The organism is Micromonospora sp. NBC_01699 (assembly GCF_036250065.1).
Classification (GTDB): Bacteria; Actinomycetota; Actinomycetes; order Mycobacteriales; family Micromonosporaceae; genus Micromonospora_G.
This window is the reverse complement of the sequence record NZ_CP109199.1, coordinates 4626573-4643853: the sequence shown is the minus strand read 5'-3', so window position 1 is coordinate 4643853 and position 17281 is coordinate 4626573. Positions and strand designations below refer to the sequence as shown.

General features: G+C 75.4%; 7 protein-coding genes. 6 read left to right on the top strand and 1 reads right to left on the bottom strand.

Features of this window, described 5'->3' with window-relative positions; genetic code table 11:
* The 6 genes from OG792_RS19885 (at position 1) to OG792_RS19860 (ending at position 16729) form a co-directional block, all read left to right on the top strand.
* Complete coding sequence (locus OG792_RS19885; RefSeq protein WP_329101013.1) at positions 1-5034, top strand: hypothetical protein; 5034 nt, start codon at positions 1-3, stop codon at positions 5032-5034.
* A complete protein-coding gene (locus OG792_RS19880; RefSeq protein ID WP_329101011.1) occupies positions 5031-9731 on the top strand; it encodes a hypothetical protein in 4701 nt (1566 codons plus the stop codon). The genes OG792_RS19885 and OG792_RS19880 overlap by 4 nt, the downstream gene beginning before the upstream one ends.
* Positions 9728-11632, top strand: a complete 1905-nt coding sequence (locus OG792_RS19875) for a hypothetical protein (RefSeq protein WP_329101009.1) — start codon at positions 9728-9730, stop codon at positions 11630-11632. The genes OG792_RS19880 and OG792_RS19875 overlap by 4 nt, the downstream gene beginning before the upstream one ends.
* Before the next feature lie 94 nt (positions 11633-11726).
* On the top strand, positions 11727-13592 hold the full coding sequence (locus OG792_RS19870) for a hypothetical protein (protein ID WP_329101007.1): 1866 nt from the start codon (positions 11727-11729) through the stop codon (positions 13590-13592).
* Positions 13592-14593 carry a peptidoglycan-binding domain-containing protein gene (locus OG792_RS19865; protein WP_329101005.1) on the top strand — a complete coding sequence of 334 codons (1002 nt, stop codon included), beginning with the start codon at positions 13592-13594 and terminating at the stop codon, positions 14591-14593. The genes OG792_RS19870 and OG792_RS19865 overlap by 1 nt, the downstream gene beginning before the upstream one ends.
* A 63-nt stretch (positions 14594-14656) precedes the next feature.
* Positions 14657-16729 carry an ATP-binding protein gene (locus tag OG792_RS19860; protein ID WP_329101003.1) on the top strand — a complete coding sequence of 691 codons (2073 nt, stop codon included), beginning with the start codon at positions 14657-14659 and terminating at the stop codon, positions 16727-16729.
* Positions 16730-16787: 58 nt separating this feature from the next.
* On the opposite strand, the gene OG792_RS19855 is transcribed toward OG792_RS19860, so the two are convergent.
* On the bottom strand, positions 16788-17258 hold the full coding sequence (locus OG792_RS19855; protein WP_329101001.1) for a hypothetical protein: 471 nt from the start codon (positions 17256-17258) through the stop codon (positions 16788-16790).
* Positions 17259-17281: the final 23 nt, after the last annotated feature.

Sequence of the window (17281 nt, the reverse complement as noted above, 5' to 3'; positions counted from 1 at the left end):
ATGGGTGGCCTCCGATTCCTCCCCTGGGTGCGCGACGGCGTCACCCGGTTGATCTCCGATCCCGCTCTACCCACCGGCCGGCTTCCGGCCCGAGCCGAGGTGACCCTCACGGTCAGCGTCGAGGCCGCGCACTCGGACGGCTCGGCCGACCCGGTCACCGTCGACAGCGACACCCCCGCCTTCCTGTACGGCCCCGGCGACGTCATCGCGCTGGACGCCCGGCAGATCATCCGCGGCTACCCGGCCTCCGGTGCGGAGAACGTCGACGTGACCGCGTTCGCGGCGATCGAGTTCGACCGCCCCGACCTGCCCTGGCTCTACACCCCGGCCCGACCCGACCCGCTGGGCCGGCTCGAACCGTGGCTGGTGCTGGTCGTCGTTCCGATCGGGCCGACGGGTCGACTGGAGACACCGCCCGGTGCGGCGCTGCCCCGGCTCGCCACCATCGTCGGGGAACTGCCCGACCTGGCCGACTCGTGGGCCTGGGCGCACGCCCAGGTGCTGGTCGCCTCGGCGGACGAGGACGTGGCGGTCACGATCGCGAAGTATCCGGAGCGGAACCTGTCCCGGCTGATCTGCCCGCGCCGGCTCGGGCCGGACACCGACTACCTGGCGGCGGTCGTACCGGCCTTCGACGCCGGGGTCCGGGCCGGACTGGGGCTGCCGGTCGAGGCGGACGACGTCGGACCGGCCTGGGGCGGCGGGGACACCGACCCGGACAGCCCGGTGCTGCTCCCGGTCTACCACCACTGGACGTTCCGCACCGGGCCCGATGGCGACTTCGAGTCGCTGGCCCGGCGACTGCGGGCCCGAGCGCTCCCGGCCGACGTCGGCCGGCGGCCGGTGGACGTCTCCGCCGCCGGCGGCGGCCTGCCGGAGATCACCCCGGCCGGTGAGTCGGGCCGGTCGGTGCTCGCCTTCGAGGGTGCGCTCGCCTCGCCCTCGATGACCCCGGACGTGTGGCAGCCGGCGGTCGCCCAGCCCTGGCAGGCCCGGATGGCCGAGTTGCTCGAACACGTCGAGGACTGGTTCACCCCACCGCTCTACGGGCAGATCCACCTTGCGGAGGGCCGGGTGCCGCCACCCGGGGCCGAGCCGGTCTGGTTGGCCGGGCTGAACCTCGATCCCCGGTACCGGGCCGCGGCCGGGCTCGGCACCCAGGTGGTGCAGAAGCACCAGGAGGAACTGGCCGCCGCCGCGTGGGAGCGGGCGGCCCAGCTTCGGCAGGTCAACGAGCAACTGCGGCGCGGGCAGGCCGCCCGGGACACCGCGACCGCGCTGTTCGGCAAGCGGGTCGACCCCGAGGCGTCGGGGGGCGTACTCGGTGACGACCAGGTCCTGGCCCTGACCCGGCCGGTGCACGACCTCGTCGCCGCGCCGCCGCCGTCGCTGGCGGCCGGCCCGGTCGCCGCCAACGCCGAGTCGCTGGCCGACCTGCTGGCGGGCAACGAGGGCGCGCGGGCGGCGACCGGGGCCCCGTTCCGCCGGCTGGCCCGGCCCCGGGGCCCGCTGGCCCGACGGGTACGCCCCGACGCCGAGCGGACCGGGCTCGCCGCCGCCCCCGGGCCCAGTGCCCTGTCCCGGTTGGCCGGCGGGCTGGCCGCGGTGCCCCCGGCCCGGATGCCGATCGGTGGCACCGTCCTCGACGACCTGCTCGGCGCCGGGGTCGACGCGATCACCCCGGAGCTGATCCGGCAGGCGGCGGCGGATCCGTGGTGGCGGGTCGGCGCGCTGCCGCCCCGGCCGGGCGCCCGGTTCGCCACCCCACCGGCCGGTGTCCGGGCCATCGCGCCGCGCCCCCGGGCCGGCGTCCGGGCCGCCGCGACCGACGACCCGGTCACCGACATCGCCAGCAACGGCGGTGACCTACTCGGCGGCGACCCGTCCGGTGGCGAACGCTACTTCGTCGCCGGACGCGACGGTCGGCTCTTCGAGCACCGCCGGCTCGGCGGAAGCTGGGTCTGGCGGGACCACGGCCGGCCACCGGGAACCTCGGTGACCACCTCGGGCGCCGCGCTGCCCCCGGACCGGATCTACGTCGGGACCAGCGGCGGTCGGCTCTTCGAACGCCGCTGGGACGGCGACCGCTGGATCTGGGTCGACTGCGGTGGCCCGCCCGGCGGTACGGCCAGCCGGCCGACCACCGGCGGTGGCCGGGTCCACCAGCTCGGCGCCGACGGCCAACTCCACCGGTTCGACCCGGCCGCCTGGACCTGGAGTGCGCTGGGCCGTCCGGCCCTGTCGGACGGGGAACGGCTGTGGGGTTCCCCGCGCCCGCTACCCGGAGGCGTCTACGTGGCCACCTCCGCCGGCCGGCTGTTCCGGTACACCGGGACCTGGAGCCTGTGCATGGCGAATCCGCCGGTCTGGGGCTCGCCGGCGAGCGAGCACCGGGACCACCAGGGCGTGGACCGTCTCGCCTACCTGACCCCGAACGGCGAGCTGGTCACCGCGTCGATGAGCGGCGACGACCACCGCGCCCACGGTCGGGTGCAGTTCAACGGGCCGCCGCCCCGGAGCCTGCGGATCGTCTCGCTGGCCCAGCAGACGACGACGAGCTCGCTCAGCGAGCGGCCGGAGATGCTGGTCCTGGCGCACCCGGACGGGGTGCCGTCGGAACTGCGGCTGTACGGCCGGTCCAGCATGCCCGACGACCGCAAACCGACGGTCACCATCTGGTACTGGACCGACCAGTTCGACCGCCCGGCCAGCGGCATCGCGGCGCACCGGCCCGGTCCGGTGCTCGGCGACGAGCGCGACGGCGAGATCTTCGTCCGCACCGCGGCCGGCGGGATGGCGGCGTACCGGTGGGGGCAGCGGGGAGAGGGCTGGCTGGATCACGGGCTGCCCGCCGATCCGCGCGGCGCCGGCCGGGACGACGCCCCCGCCCCGGCCCCGCCCCCGGACCAGAACCCGTACCCGCCGCCGATCGGCCTGCTGGCGTCGCTGCTGGTGGCGTACCAGGTGGACGACGGGACGCAGAGCGTGTTCCGGACCCAGGCGGTGCACCACTTCGACGAGCACGGCACGCTGCGGGAGAACCTGCTCACCCCGGCGGCGACCGGGCCGGGTACCGGGGGGCCGGCGTACGGGGGCGCGGTCACGGTCGCCGCGCCGACCGCCGACGTCCCGGCGCGACTCTTCGCGGTGGCGGCGCTCGCCGACCCGGCCACCGCGAGCCGGCGCCTGGCCTACTGGGTCGGTACCGGACTCACCCCGGACGGCGCGGCCACCGCCTGGACCGGTCCCCACCCGCTGCCCGACCCGGTCAGCCGGTACGCCGGCCCGGTCGCCGCCACCGTCATCGACCTGGACGGCGACGGCGTTCCCGAGCTCGTCGTCGGGTACGCCGTCAACGAGCCGACCGCCGGCACCGGCCGGGTCTACTACCGGGTCGGTTGGGGGCTCGACCCGGCCGGCCGGGTCACCCGGGGTTGGAGCGACTCGCAGCCCCTCCCGGACACCTTCGACCTGGTCGGGTCGCTCGGCATCCAGGTGGTGGACATGACCGACGACCTGACCCCGGACCTGTTCGTCTTCGTCGCCGGACGCGACGGCGCCGGGCAACCGATGGCCCGGTACTACACCGGCCGGGGCATCAACCGCCGTGGCCGGGTCGCCGCCGACGCCTGGAGCGGCCCCCGGCCGGTCGACAACCAGGCGGCGGTCGCGGCCGGTGTCGCCGCCGGGGCCGCCGTGGCGGACCTGACCGGCACCCGCCGGCCCGACGTCGTGGTGTCGTACCGCTCCGGGACCGGCACGCTGACCACCCAGGTCGGCTTCGACCTCGACGCGGGCGGCGTGCCGGTGCGGTGGAGCCGCCCGCAGCTCACCCCCGGGCTGGTCGAGCCGGTCACCGGGCGTGGCTGCGCCCTCTTCCTCGGCGATCTCCGCCCCGACCTGGTCGCCGACCGGGCCGTCATGGGCGACCGGTTCATCGTCGCCGCCGCGGCGCACCAGGGTTGGCTGGGACCGGTGCAGGCGCTCGCCCACGACCCGCGACCGGAGCGGGTTGCGCTGACCCCGGCCGCGTACGCCGTTCGGGCCGCCGTACGTCCGGAGACGGCGGTTCCCGGCGAGGTGCTGGCCGGGTTGAGCATCGACGGGAGGTCCCTGGAGCATGCGCTTCCGGACAGCGGCGACCCGCTGCGCCGGCTGCTCGCCGGGGTCACCTTCGACGTGCCCGCGTACGAGTTGCTGCGCGGACTGTCGCAGGAGCACATCGCGCCGAACCTACCGGCGGTGGCACCGGAGACGATGACCGCGCTCGCCGCGAACCCCCGGTTCATCGAGGCGTTCCTGGTCGGGCTGAACCACGAGATGAGCCGGGAACTGCTCTGGCGCGGCTTCCCGGCGGACCCGAGGCAGACCTGGTTCCGCCAGTTCTGGGACGTCCGGGGCGCGATGTCGGCCGGTCAACCGCTGACCGACATCCCGCCGCTGACCGACGACGCCTGGCGCCACGGCCCGCTCGGCACCCACCTGACCGCGGTCGGTGCGCCCGGTGAACAGTCGCTGGTGCTGGTCATCCGTGGTGAGGTGCTGCGCCGCTTCCCGTCGACGGTGGTCACCATGCGTCGCGCCGCCTGGGCCGGCGACCGGCGGGAGCCGGTCGGCGACGACCTGCCGCCGATCTTCAACGCCTGGCTCTCCCCGGACCTGCTGCTCTTCGGCTTCCCGTTCACCGCCGACGAGGCGCGGGGCGACCCCGGACCCGGCGGCGATCCGGGCTACTTCTTCCTGCTCCGGGAGCAGCCGACCGCGGCCCGGTTCGGCCTGGACCTGGAACCGAGGCAGTGGCCACCGTCGGAGCCGCCGGAGCCGGTCGAGCGCTGGGACGACCTGCACTGGGGGCACCTGCCGAACGACGCGCGGTTCCTCCCGGTGGTCGCGCCCGGCCTGCCCACCGGGCCGGTGCAGGGCGCGGTCTTCGGCCGTACCGCCGCCGACATGGCTCGGGTGGTGCTCCAGCGCCCCGTCCTGCTCGCCCGTCACGCCAGCGACCTGCTACTCACCCCGGAGGACCCGTCATGACCAGCACACGCGCCCGGCGCCGAAGCGTGGCCCGGGAGCGGGCGGCGCAACCGCCACGGCTCTCCGGCGCGTTCACCGAAACCCCGTGGCAACTCTCCACCTGGTATCCGGTGGCGCTGCTGCCGGTCCGGTTGGAGACCCGCTTCGACGGCGCGACGCTGCGAGTACGGGTCTTTCCCGACCAGATCCACGTGGACAGCCACGAGCCGGGGCTGACGGAGGCGGAGGAGGCGGCCGGGCGGACGTACTGGATGGAGGTGGCCGCCGGCGGTCCGACCGCGGCCGAGATCGCCTGGACCGACCTGGTCCGCCGGTTCGGCGCGGCGCGGGCCGGCTGGATCGCCCGGGTGCTGGAGCCGGACGCCGGTGGCGCCCTGCCCGACCCGCTGTCCCGCGCCGCGTCCTGGACCGAGCCGGCTCGGGCCCGGTTGCTGCCGACCCGGTGGTACGCGGTCGGCCGGACCGCCGACGGGGTCCTCTTCACCGGCACCTCGCAGCCGGTCACCCGGGACCCGGCGGTCGGCCTGACCCCGGTGCTCCCCGGACAGCCGCCGGCCCCCGCCCCCGCCGACCCGGTGCCGGGGTTGCCGCCGGTCGACGACGGGATGCGCTGGATGGTCGACTACGCGGCGGCGGTCGCCGCCGGGATGGCCTTCCCGATCGGGGTGCCCACCGACGCCGGCGGGCGACCCCGGCCGGTGGAGCGGCTGCTGGTGTTCGGAGTGGACACGCAGGCCCCGCCGGACGTCTCCGCCCGGTCCCTGCACCGCCTGCTGGAGGCACACGCCGCCACCGACGGGCTGGCCTTCCTGCGTCCCGGCACCCCTACCAACAACACCGAGACGGTGAGCGTGCCCGTCCGGGCCCCGGTCGCCCGGGTCACCGCCGCCGACGCGGTGCCCGGCGGCACCGGTCCGGCGAACGAGAACGCCGCGGCCCTGGCCAGCCGGGCGCTGGCGCTGCCACTGGCGGCGGACGGCCTCGTCGACGACCTGGTCGCCGCACGCCGCCGGGCGGCCCGGCCCGGCGCCCCGACCGCGTTGGCCCGGGCCGCCGGCGCCGACCTCGACGAGCGAGCGATGGAGCGGCTGGTCCGGCACGCGCTGTGGCACCCCGGCCTCGGCAACACCCTGCGGCACCTGCTGCCGGTCGCCACCCCGGCCGAGCAGGAGCGGATCCGCGAGCACTTCGTCGCCCACGTACACCCGGAGGGGCCGCTGCCGACGCTGCGGATCGGGTCGCAGCCGTACGGGTTGCTGCCGGTCGCCGCGCTGCACGGCTGGCGGGAGACCGGCCCCGCGCAGCGGCGGGCGGTCACCGCGCTGGAGAACCTGTGGCGCCGGGTCTGGCTCGCCGAACCCGCCCCCCGGATCCGTCCAGGACTTGACGACCCGGAGCGGACGATGCTGGAGATCCTGGCCACCGACGCCCGGATCGCGGAGGTACGGGCCCGCAGCGTGCTCGGCAACGAGTACGTGAGCTGGCTGTGGCGGTTCTGTCGGCTCAACCTGGACGCGTCCTGGCAGGAGCAGGTGGTGGAGCCGGCGCGGGCCCTGCTGGCCGCCCTCGGGCTGGCCGGCGAGACCGATCCCCGGCTCTCGCTCGCCGTCTTCGCCAAGGACGCCTTCGCGCTCGGCACCCCGCTGCTGGGCACGCCGCCGCTCGGCACCCCGCCGCTCGGCTCGTCCGCGTCCGACGGGGCCGGGACGGTGGATCCGATCGCGGTGCGGGACTACCTCGTCGCGCTCGCCGCCATGCCGCTGCGCGGCGACCGGATTCCGCCGAGCCCCGCGCCGGACCTCCCGGTGCCGCTGTTCTACCGGCTGCTGCGCGTCGCCCTGCTCGCCGAGCACTCGGCGGCGGCCGACCGGCTCGCCGCGCTGGCCGGGTTGCCGGCCGCCGCCGAGCTGCCCGAGCCGGAGCTGGTCGACGTCCGGGCCCGCGAACTGACCGCCACCACCGCCCGCCGGCTGGCCGTCCCGGTCCCCGGCAGCGGGCTCGACGTGGGTGACTACCTCGCCGGGGCCGCGCCCGGGGACGACCGGCACCGGGAGGTCACCGCCGGGCTGCGCGGGCTCCGGTCGACGCTGACCGCGCTGGCCGACGCGCTGGTCCCGCCGCCGACCTCGGCGCCGCTCGACCCGGCCGACCTGGAACGGTACGTCGCCGGCACGCTCGGGCTGGCGGCGCACCGGCTCGACGCCTGGATCACCTCGCTCGCCACCGTACGGCTGGAGCGGCTGACCGCCACCCGTCCCGCCGAACTGCCGGCCGGGCTGCACGTCGGGGCGTACGGCTGGGTCACCGACCTGGTGCCGGCGCCGCCGCCGGTGCTGGTCGACCGGCCGGCGCACGTGCCGGCGACCGACGCCCCGGCGAAGCTGGTGGCCGCCCCCGACGGGGCCGGGCACGTGCACGCGCCGTCCCAGCAGCAGGCGGTGAGCGCGGCCGTGCTGCGCAGCGCCTGGCGCTCCCACGGGGGCGGGGACGACAACCCGGTGGCGGTGGACCTCTCCTCCCGGCGGGTCCGCACCGCCGAGCGGCTGCTCGACGGTCTGCGTGACGGCCAGCCGATGGGCGCGTTGCTCGGCTACCGCTTCGAACGCGGCCTGCATGACCACCCCCGGGGGCCGCTCGACCAGTACCTGCCGCTGTTCCGGCGGCTGGCGCCGGTCCGGGCGCACCGGGTCGATCCGGTGCCGGACGGGCCAGCGGAGATCAACTTCGCGATCGAGTCGACCGCCGTGACCGACGGGCTCGAACTGCACCGGCTGCACCGGTCCGGTGCCCTCGACACCGAGCTGGACCTCCTGCCCGGCCCCGTCCGGGTCGCCCTGGGCGAACTGTTGGCCGGAATCGCCGACGACATCGACGCGGTCGGCGACGCACTGCTCGCCGAGGGGGTGCACCAGCTCGCCGCCGGCGACCTGAACCGGGCCGCCGCCGCACTGGACGCCGCCGCCGGAGCCGCCGGGTCCGCGCCGGAACTGCACTTCAGCCGTACGCCGAGCAGCGGGGTGTCGGTGACGCACCGGGTCGCCCTGCTGTTCAACCTCGACGACCGGTTCGGCGCGGTACGCACCGACTGGCCGGCGGCCCGTACCGAGGCGCCCCGGATCGTCGGTCGGGCGGTCGACGCGCTGATCGCCGCGCTGCTGCCGCCGGCCCCACGGGTGTACTGGCGGATGCGCTGGCACGCGCCGGACGGCACGACGCGCACCCCGTACGTCGCGGCGACCCTGGACCACCTGGGCATGGCGGCGGTGGACCACGTCGCCGCCCCGCCGCATCCGGGCACCCCGGCCGACACCGACCTGGACCGGCGGATCGAACTCGTCGCCTGGACCGGATTCGCCCCGCCCCAGGTGACCCGGCAGTGGCGGCTGGAACTGAACTACGCGCCGGTCTCCGGCTCACCGGGGGAGTCGGTGAGCCTGGCCGACTTCCTCACCGCCGTCGCGGCCCTGCGCGACCTGTTCGGCCGGGGACGGCAACTGCTCGCCGCCGACCTCGGGCTGGACCCCGACGCGCCGCCGCAGGTGGACGACCACACCCGCAACGAGGCCGACGAACTGTGGCAACTCGCCCGGACCACCGCCTCGGCCCTGCGCGCCCTCGACCAGCCGGTACCCACGATCGATGACGGCCCGAACGCCGTCGCGGAGAACGGCCCGAACGCCGTTACGGTGAGTGACCCGGACGACGCGGAGTCGCGTCGGCTGCTCCGTACCGCGGCTGGTTTCGGCGTCGTCGGGGTCGTACTCCCACCGCCGGGACCGGAGACGGCGACGATGCTCACCGAGGCGGTCCGGTACGCCGGAAACGAGCTGACCCGCCGGATCGCCAAACACTGCGCGGTGGTGGCCGAGGCCTGGGGTCGTACGCCCTGCCCGCCCGGTGCCTGCGGCTGCGTGCCGGAGACCGACTGCGACGACCCGACCGCGCCCCCGGCCGACCGGCGGGACCTCCAGATCGCCCGGATCCGGGCGCTGCTCGGCGCGGACGCACCGGTGCTCTCCCGCAGCCGGGCACCGGAGCCGGCCGTCCTCGCCGGCGCGCTCGCCGCCAGCGACGACCTCCAGGGCGGTACGCCGCACCCGGTACGACGGTGGCTCACCCGCTACGGGCGGGTCCGCCCGGCGGTCGGGCGGTTGCAGGAGGTGCTGACGTTCGCCGAGGTGCTCGACGCCGGCGGCGCGGTACGCGTACCCGCGCGGGTACGGGTCGCGCAGCTGCCGTACCGGCCCGGTGACGAGTGGGTCGGCGAGTCGGCACCCCGACCCGACGTACGCCCGACGTCGCTGGTGCTGGTGACCCTCGGCGACCTCGACCCGCACCAGCCGGTGCACGGCCTCCTGGTCGACGAGTGGACCGAGACGGTGCCGGCCGTCACCACCCAGACCGGCCTCACGTTCGAGTACGACGCCCCGGCCGCCGCCGCGCCGCAGGCGGTGCTGCTCGGGGTCAGTACGGACGGCGCCGCCAGCTGGCAACCGTCGGCACTGGTCCAGACCCTCGAAGAGGCACTCGACCTGGCGATCGCCCGGGTCACCGACGTCGACTCGCTCGGCGCCGGCGGGCAGTTCCTGCCGGCGTACTACCTGCCGACCAACGTCACCCAGCCGGGCACCACCACCGACCTCACCCCGGACGCGCTGCCCCGGGCCGGGGCGGCCAGCGACGAGGAGAAGAGATGACGTACCCCGCCGCCCTCCGGACCGCGCCGCCGGACGACGTACCGGTGTCCACCGTGGCGGACGTGGCACAGCCGCAGCCGTCGGTGACCACCTGGACCCGGCTGGAGCCACGGACCCGCCGCGCCGACCTGAGCCCCGCGCTCCAGGCGCGGACCGCGGACCCGCTGTGGCTGCTGGCCCGGCAGTGGCAGCTCGGCGAGTTCCTCGGCGAGGACGCCGGTTCGCCGATCGCCGCCCGCGTGCAGGCCCGGGTGACCCCGTTCACCCGGTACCGCCCCGGCGGGCGCTCGGGCGGTGTCGTCCCGCTGCCGACCGACGTCCCGTTGGAGGCGTACGTCGAGCGGGAGTCCGTCCACACCGCCGACGACCTGCGATTCTCCGTCGAGACCGGACAGCAGTTCCTCCGCATGCTGGCCGGGGCCGGGGCCGGGACGCTCGGTCCGGTGGTGGCCGCCCACTATCCCGTCCCGGCCGTGCCCGCCGACGCGCCGTCGCGGCTCGACCAGGAGACCGCCGGCTTCCTGCGGCTGGTCGCCGGCCGGGTGCCGCACGGCGACCGGCTCCTCCGGGCGATCGCGGACGGGACGTTCACCCAGGACGTGCCGGTGCCGCCCGCCCTCGACGCGGCCGTGCTGAGCGCGGTCACCGGTTGGTTGCGCTGGCTCGGGGTGCCCGAGCGGCCGGCCGGTCCGGCCGACGGCTACCTGCTGCAACTGCCGGCGGTGATCTCGCCCGGGGTCGACCCACGGCCGGCGACCCCGCCCTGGCCGCCGGCCGACTTCTACCCGCTGGTCACCATGGCGCCGGGCGAGGAGACCGCCTGGCAGCGGGAACGGCTGGAGTACGAGTTCGCGATCGGCGCCGCCGGCCCGGACGGGGAGGTGGTGCTGACCGCCGGGGAGTACGACGGCGATCGGCTCGACTGGTACCACTTCGACCACCGGCCCGACGAGACCCTCCAGACGCCCCCGCCGCCGGACCGGCCGGACCTGGTCCGGGTCACCCTGCCGATGCCGGTCGGCTACGCGGGCATGCCGTCGACCCGGTTCTGGGAACTGGAGGACTCCCGGATCAACCTGGCCCAGGTCGGTGCGGGCGCCGCCGACCTGGCCCGGATGTTCCTCCTTGAGTTCGGACTGGTCTACGCCAACGACCACTTCGTGGTCCCGCTGGAGCTGCCGGTCGGCTCGGCGACCCGGATCCGGTCGCTGATCGTCACCGACACGTTCGGCGTCCGGACCCTGGTCCCGCCCGCACCGGACGCCAAGGGCTGGGCGCTGTTCCGGCCCTGGAACCCGGTCGCGGGCGAACCCTCCGAACTGCTCGTGCTGCCGCCGACCGCGCCGACGACCATCGACTCCGACCCGGTGGAGGAGGTCCGGTTCGGCCGGGACGAGATGGCCAACCTGGTCTGGGCGATCGAGTCCACGGTCACCGGCGCCACCGGCCGGCCGATCGACCGGAGCACGCAGGTCGGCCGCGCGGCCGTACCGCCCCGTCCGGCGGCCGAGGGGCCGGGCGTGCCGGAACTGGCGTACACGCTGGCCAGCACGGTGCCGGAGAACTGGGTGCCGCTCGTACCCACCGCCCCGGACGGCGATCCGACCCGGGTACGGCTGCGCCGGGTGCCGATCCAGCTCGTCCCCGAGCACGGGCCACCGGTGCCGGCGATCGGCCACAGCCGGGTGCTCGACTGGCGCCCCGCCCCGGACGGAGCCGGCCCGGTGGAACTCGCCATCCCGGAGGAGGAGATCGGCCGCGCCGGCCTGCGGGTGCTCCGCCGCTGGCAGCTCGCCCGCTGGTCGGACGGTTCGGTGCGGTTGTGGCTGGGCCGCTCCCGGCACGCCACCGGTGGCGACCTGTCCAGCGGTCTGCGCCACGACGCCGTAGCGCCCCGGTGAGCCCCGTCGCCCGGTCGCAGCCGGGCACCGCGTACCGCCCCACGGCGGCCGTCCCGGCCGCGTCCCCGAATCCCCGATCCGCCCGGAGAAGGCAATGACGATCAACTGGAAGAACAACCTGCCGCTGCCGATGGCGCGGCCCCGGTACTACGACCACCAGTATCTGCGCGCCGCCGACCTGACCCAGGCGGTCGACTACCTGCTGTCCCGGCAGAACCTCGCGGCCCGCCTGCTGCGGCCGGTCGGCGTGGTCAGCGGACTCGCCCTGGCCGCCACCGGCAGCGACGTGACGGTACGCGAGGGGGTGGCGGTCGACGTCGACGGCTCGGTCATCGTGTTGCCGGAGGACCTCCGGATGAGCCTGCCCGGCGACGGCACGTTCCACGTCGTCCTGCGCTACCTACAGACGCAGACCGATACCCGTACCGAGGGCGGGGTGGCCGGCGAGACCCGGTGGACCGAACAGGGCCTGGTCGAGATCACCACCGCCGCGCCGACCGACCCCGGTCGCCAACTCGTGCTCGGCCAGGTCACCCGGCAGCAGGGAACGGTGACCGTACGGGACACCGGCCGGCTGGCCGCCGGGCTCCGGGTGCCGGCGGGCGCGATCGTGCCGACGACCGGCGACAACCGGCAGTCCGGCATCCAGTTCCCGGCCGGGCTCACCGGCGACGAGGCGTTCATCCGCTACTCGGGCACCTCCGGTGAGAACACCGTGCTGCGGATCGCCAACCTTAACGACCCGGAGGACGTCATCGCGTTCGCCCAGGCCGGTACGGACCGACTCCGGATCGGCCAGGGCATGCTGCACCTGGGCAGCCTGCTGGGCGTACCGGTGCAGCCGGACCAGGTGGTCGCCGCGCTCGGCTTCCACGGGCCGGGCGTACAGCACGCGCAGCTCTCCTTCCGGGCCGGGCGGGGCTTCGAGCTGGTCGACCGGTCGAACGAGAGCCCGTCGCCGGACTACCCGCTGCACAGCAAGCCGTACGCCGACCTCGCCGTACGGGAACTGCGGGCGAACACGGTCGCCGGGCGGGGCGGGCTCAACCTGCACGCCGACGGGCAGGTGGCGCTGCGGGGCAGCGGCGGGCTGGTCCTGGTCCGGGAGACCGGATCCAGCGGTGACCTGGCCGTGCAGGGCTCCACCTGGCTCAACGGCGACCTCCACTTCGGTGCGGGGGAGCGGTCGATCAACGCGCCGAACCGGGTGACCGTGCGGGGACAGCGGATCACGCTGGTCGGCGGCGAGGGCGTGCAGGTGGCCGCCGTCGGAAACGGGAGCGCGGACGACGGCTCGCTGCGGGTGACGAAGCGCGCCTGGGTCGGCGACAGCCTCGAAGTCGTCGGCAACCTCGGCGTGAAGATGTCACCGGGTTGGATCCCCTCGGACAGCGGCGGCGGCATCGCCACCTGGGACCTGTACGCGGCCGGCGCGGTCTACGTCGGACCGGTCCGCGGGCCGCACCGGATCGTCCTGGACGGTCCGAGTGGCCACATCACCGCCACCACGAAGTCGTTCGTGATCGACCACCCGCTCGACAACCCGGCCGCACCGCGACGTCAGCTCGTGCACGCGGTGGTGGAGGGGCCGGAGCACGCCGTCCACTACCGGGGCGAGGGACGGCTGGTCGGCGGTGCCGCAACGGTCGAGCTGCCCGAGTACTTCGAGGCGCTGACCCGTCTGGAGGGGCGGACCGTCCAGCTCACCCCGGTCGTCGAGGACGACGGTCCGGTGTCGCCGCTCGCCGCCTCCCGGGTGGTCGCCGGGCAGTTCCGGGTCCGCACCGTGGACGGCGCCGACGCGTCGCACGCGTTCTGGTGGCAGGTCACCGCCGTCCGCGCCGACATCGAACCGCTGGAGACCGAGGTGCCGGCCCCGCCCCGCGACGACACGGGACCGGAGTCGGACGAGATCCCGGCGCAGGAGTCGGGCGAGTTCCCGTTGCAGGAGGAGGAGTGATGGAGAGCATGACGGTCGTACCCGAATCGGTGTTGATTCCGGAGGACGACGACCCGGGCAGCCGGATCGGGGAGCCGGTCGAGTACGACCTCTTCGAGGAGGAGGAACCGCCCGCCGGCGTGGCCCCGCCGGCGCTGGCTCCCGCGTACCACCTGGCTCCGGTGCTGGGGGTGCTCCGGGACGAGATCGACCGGCGCTGGCCACACCGGGACCGGGCCTCGGACGGCTGGATCGGTGACCCCGCGCACCAGGCCACCCAGTCCGACCACAACCCGGACACCGACAACCGTTCGGTCAACGCCCTGGACGTGGACCGGGACGGGATCGACCCGATGCTGGTGGTCCGCAGGTGCATCGCCCACCCGTCCACCCAGTACGTCATTTTCGACCGGACGATCTGGAGCCGGACCCGCGACTTCAACGCGGCGCGGTACACCGGCAGCAACCCCCACGACCGGCACCTGCACGTCAGCGTCAGCCACGACCGGGCGCTGGAGGCGAGCACCCGTACCTGGGGGATCGTCGACGTGGCGGTGCCGAAGCTGGGCGACCGGATCCTGCGCCGGGGCAGTCGGGGCGGCGACGTCCGCGAGTTGCAGACCCTCGCCGACCGGCTCGGCGCGAAGCTCACGGTGGACGGCGACTACGGACCCAGGACCGAGACCTGGGTACGCGACTTCCAGCGGGCGCGTCGGCTCACCGTGGACGGCGTCGTCGGTCCGCGTACGGTGGCGGCCCTGCGTGCGGCGACCCGGCCGGCTCCCGCGCCGCCGGCGAACCGGGCACCCGGCTCACGTACCCTGCGTGCCTCGCTGAGCGGGCCGGACGTGGAGTTCGTGCAGCGGTTCGTCGGGGAGCGGCGGTGCGGTCGGGCGACCGGGGTGTTCGAGGCGAAGACCGAGGCGGGCGTGCGCTGGTATCAGGGCATGCGGGGGATCACCGTGGACGGGCTCGTCGGCCGCCAGACGTGGCGGCAGATGGGGGTGGAGGTGAGCTACTGAGCGGCCCGCGTACCCGGCGGACCGTTCGATCCGTTGGTGGCGCGCGATGCCTATCGTGAGCGCGTGTCTGACCAGAAACCGCTGTCGGCGTTCGCCGAACGGCTATGCCAGTTCCGCGAAGACTGCGGGGCGCCATCGGTACGACTGTTGACGCAGCTGCTGCGCGAGGCCGGCCGGGTGTATCCCCGATCGACCATCAGCGACAAGCTCGCCGGGGTCTCCAAACCGTCCTGGGAGTTTGTCGAGGACTTCGTTCGGGTCTGCGCCCGGCACGCCGACCGCGAGGTCGACCTCGGCGAGTGGCGCGGCGCGTACCGGCGGATGTTGCACGACCTCGCCGCCGGGCGCGGCGGCATCCGGCGGGCGGGCGCCGCGCGGCCCGAGCCGTCCGCGCCCGGCGGCGGCCCGGCCGGCGGTACGGCCCGACGGCCGCTGCGGCAGCTCCCCGCCGATGTGTACCCCTTCACCGGCCGGGCCGGCGAGCTCGCCGCCCTCGACGAACTGCTGCGCACCTCGGCATCGGCGGGCTCGCTGGCCGTGGTGTCGGGCACCGCCGGGGTCGGCAAGACGGCGCTCGCCGTGCACTGGGCCCATCGGGTCGCGGAGCTTTTCCCGGACGGGCAGCTCTACGTCGACCTGCGCGGCTACGACGCCGAGACCGAGGTGTCGTCGGCGCAGGCCCTGGAAGGCTTTCTGTACGCGCTCGACGGCGCCGACCCGCACCGGCGGGGCACCCTGGAGGATCGGGCGGCCCGGTTCCGTTCGATCGTCGCCGGCCGGCGGATCCTGCTGCTGCTGGACAACGCGAACTCGGTCGAACAACTCCGCCCCCTGCTGCCCGGTACGACCTCCTGCTTCGTGCTGGTCACCAGCCGCGACCGACTGCCCGGCCTGGCCGCCCGGCAGGGCGCACGGCGGGTGGACCTCGACCGGCTGCCGCTGGCCGAGTCGGTACGCCTGCTGGCGGCGCTGGTCGGCCGCCGGGTCGACGCCGAGCCCGACGCCGCGGTGGTGCTCGCCGAGCGCTGCGCCCGGCTGCCGCTGGCCCTGCGGATCGCCGGTGAGTTCGCCGTCGAGCGTCCCGCCACGACCCTCGCCGAGGTGGCCGAGAGCCTGGCCGACGAGCGGCGCCGACTCGACCTGCTGCACGCCGGTGGCGACGCCCGCACCGACGTACGCGTCGTCTTCTCCTGGTCCTACGGCCGGCTCGACACCCCGGCCAAACGGCTGTTCCGCCTGCTCGCCCTGCATCCGGGCCGGGACTTCGACCGGCACTCGCTCAGCGCGCTCGCCGGGCTGACCCTGACCGCACTGCACCGCCCACTGGACACTCTGCTCCGCACCCACCTGCTCCAACGCGCCGACGACGACCGCCTCGAACTACACGACCTGCTCCGGGCGTACGCGGCCGAGCTGCTCGGTGACGACGAGCGGACCCGGTTCGTCCGGCTGCTCGACTACTACCGGCGGGCCGCGTCACTCGCCTCGACGGCGGCGTTCCCCGCCGACCCGCCCCGACCGCTGCCCGCCCACGACGGGCCACTACCGACGCTCACCACCGAACAAGCGGCCAGGACCTGGCTGGACGACGAGCGGGCAAACCTGGTCGCCCTGGTCGAGTACGCCGCCCGACACGATCACCCGGCACCCGTGGCGGACCTTTCCGCGATCCTCTGGCGCTACCTCGACTCGGGCGCCCACCACGTCGACGCCGCGACCATCCACGGTGCCGCCCGCACCGCCGCCCACCGGATCGGCGACGCCCCCGCCGAGGCCGAGGCGCTGCACCGGCTCGGCACGGTGGCCTGGCGAGCCGGCCGCGAAACCGAGGCCGTCGACCATCTCCTGCTCGAACTCGGGCTACGCCGGATGCTCGATGACCGGGCCGGCGCGGCGATCGCACTCAAGTGCCTGGACCTGCTGCACGATATGCTGGTCCGCTACGGCGAGACGATGGGACCGAGCGCCCAGGCGACGCGGGAGCGGATCGCCCGGGAGCGGGTACGGTTCGCCTCTCCCGAGCCGGATGGCCCGGCGCCGGACCGGGAGCCGGCTGACGAGTCGGACGGAATTCTCCGGGCCCAGCGGGATCTGCGCGATCTCCAAGCGGCTCAGCGCGCCGCGTCGGCGCTCTGAGCCGACGGCGTACGGGATGACACTCGGCTCGGCCCGCAGCGACCGGCGGACGCGGCCGTCAGCGGGCGCCACCGCCGCTCGTGCCGGGGTGGGTGTCCCCGTTCCCGTCGCCGTCGCGCGGGTCATCGCCGGCGAGGAGCCTGCGGAACTCCTCCGCCTGTGCGTGCGCCGCCCTGGCGGTACGCAGCCAACGGCCGAGGCCGGCGAGCCCGCCCGCCAACGCCAGCACGAGCATCTGCTGGGCGCTGCTCGTGCCGTCCCAGGTGAGGGTCCCGAACCGGTTGATCAGGAACCCGGCGTACAGCAGGTAGGCCAGCAGCGCCGTGGCGAGGCTCGCGGCGAGGTCGGCGGTCCACATCGCGTAGACGGCGACGGCGGTCGCGACAAGCAGGAGCCGGGCCGCCACCTCGTTCGGCGACAGGGCCGCCGCGCTCACAATGGTCACGCCGAGCGCCAGTAGGGCGCCACCGGCCAGATCGATCCCGAACGGGGTGGGCTCGACCTCGCCGAACCCGGAAGTCGTCCGCATCGTCTCTCCTGTCCACGACACCG